Raw genomic sequence first — 1,321 nt, 5'->3', positions numbered from 1 at the left:
GGCGGGTTCAAGGGATCGATGCAACACCCCTTCTGATTGAGGAGTGTTGTGGGTTCTCGACCGGGTTTGCGTGCGCGGATGCGGACGTTTTGGATTCTTATCCGCCAAGGGTGTAGTCCCGGGGATGCCGGGGTCGCTGTTGGTGTGTCCGACAGCTGCGGGCGGCGGTGGTTCCGTGAGGCTGGTGGGGTGAAACCTCGCGAGCACCAACCGCATTTGTCGGGGCCGCGGCCTCGGTTGACGTTGGACGAACGCATTGAGATCCAGGTCGGCGTGCATGCCGGTGAGTCGCTTCGGTCGATCGCGGGGCGTCTGGGCCGGGCGCCCTCGACGATCAAACGCGAGATCGACAACAACTGCGACTTGCAGAACCGCAACCAGGGGCGCAAGTCAGGGTATCGGCGCAAGCATGCGTTCGGGGCGAGGCAGAGCGGCCGCAGCGCCACGGTGCAGTACCGGGCTCTGCGTGCCCATGACCGCAGCGCCGAGAGCGCCCGACGCCCCAAGCCGCGCCGGCTGGCCCTCGATGACAGGCTGCACCAGCACGTGCAGACTCGGTTGAAGCTGCGTCACAGCCCGCAGCAGATCGCTCGCCGGCTGCGCGAGGATTTCCCCGACGATCCGGAGATGTGGGTGTCACACGAGGCCATCTACCAGGCCATCTACGTGCAAGGACGCGGCTCGCTGCGCCGCGAACTGGCACAGTGCCTGCGCACCGGACGCGCCGTGCGTCGCACCCAGAATGGCCCCGGCGAACGACGCGGCCGAATCCCGAACATGATCATGATCAGCGACCGGCCGGCCACCTTTTCCGACCGCGCGGTACCCGGGAGCTGGGAGGGCGATCTGATCGTCGGCAGCACCGCCTCCGGGTCGGCGATCGGCACCCTGGTCGAGCGCAGCACCCGCTTTGTCATGCTGCTGCACCTACCCGACAACCACGGCGCTCTGGCCGTGCAGGAAGCCATCGTGGCCAAAATGGCTGAACTACCCGAGCATCTGCGCCGTGCGTTGACCTGGGATCAGGGCAAGGAGATGGCCAACCATGCCACGATCGCCAAGGCCACCGGCATGAAGATCTACTTCTGTGACCCGCATTCGCCCTGGCAGCGCGGCACCAACGAGAACACCAACGGCCTACTGCGCCAATATTTTCCCAAAGGCACCGACCTGTCACTGCACGGTCCAGGAATCTTGGACAACGTCGCCGCCGAACTCAACGGCCGTCCCCGCCAAACCCTGAACTGGCGAACACCCGCCGAAGCACTCGACAAACTACTGTCAAACCCGCCAACTGTTGCATCGATCCCTTGAACCCGCC

1 protein-coding gene is annotated in these 1,321 nt (G+C 65.2%); it reads left to right on the top strand.

What is annotated here, in order from left to right; genetic code table 11:
- The first annotated feature begins 243 nt into the window (after positions 1–243).
- Positions 244–1,314, top strand: a complete 1,071-nt coding sequence (locus M2432_RS27860) for an IS30 family transposase (protein WP_280830085.1) — start codon at positions 244–246, stop codon at positions 1,312–1,314.
- Positions 1,315–1,321: the final 7 nt, after the last annotated feature.

Origin of the sequence: Mycobacterium sp. OTB74 (genome assembly GCF_029892685.1) — a bacterium.
In the GTDB taxonomy this organism is placed as follows: Bacteria; Actinomycetota; Actinomycetes; order Mycobacteriales; family Mycobacteriaceae; genus Mycobacterium.
Note: the sequence above shows the minus strand (reverse complement) of the source record. Positions and strands in the feature narration are given on the sequence as shown.